Consider the following 540-nt stretch of genomic DNA (forward strand, 5'->3'; position numbering starts at 1 on the left):
CTTCCGTAGGTCTTCCTCTCCAATTGGGCATCCAGGCTGCATAACCTGCGCCAGAGCAGATTCATCAGCACATCCGCGTTCTTTCAGCTCAGCCAAGAGGTAGGGAACTCGTACTACCCCCATAAGCTCAAGCTCCCTGAATCGCGTGGACCACCAGCTCACAGAGTTTCCCGTACACAGGAGCAAGGCAGAGTGAAGCCATCACCATGCCAAAGGCTTTCGATGGAGCCTCTTTGGCGAACTTGGTCAACCACGGCATCATGCCGCACAGAGCAGCAACCATAGCGCCAGCCACCCCCAGGGAAGGGAATGCCATCACTTGGGCCAGAATGAAGAAACACTGGGCGTATGCCGCATGGGTCATCGCCTTCTTATCTGCTGCCGTGAACTCCACGGCATCTACGCTTTTGACTTTTTCCATCACATTGTCCTCATGCAACATCAGGTTTTCCGAAAAATTTCTCATACACTTCGAGGTCGAAGGCCAGCATGGTCTTTGCCGCCTTTTCACTAAGCTGGTGGAGGCTAAGCATCTGAACC

At 53.5% G+C, this 540-nt stretch carries 1 protein-coding gene; it reads right to left on the minus strand.

Features of this window, described 5'->3' with window-relative positions:
• Positions 1 to 127: 127 nt before the first annotated feature.
• A complete protein-coding gene (locus tag R7190_RS30050; RefSeq protein ID WP_001370730.1) occupies positions 128 to 421 on the minus strand; it encodes a hypothetical protein in 294 nt (97 codons plus the stop codon).
• Positions 422 to 540: the final 119 nt, after the last annotated feature.

This window comes from Vibrio sp. 1078-1 (assembly GCF_033340475.1).

What these genes read in the sequence shown, in the direction of transcription:
- R7190_RS30050 (WP_001370730.1), bottom strand. Translation starts at nt 421, where the DNA reads ATGGAAAAAGTCAAAAGCGTAGATGCCGTGGAGTTCACGGCAGCAGAT.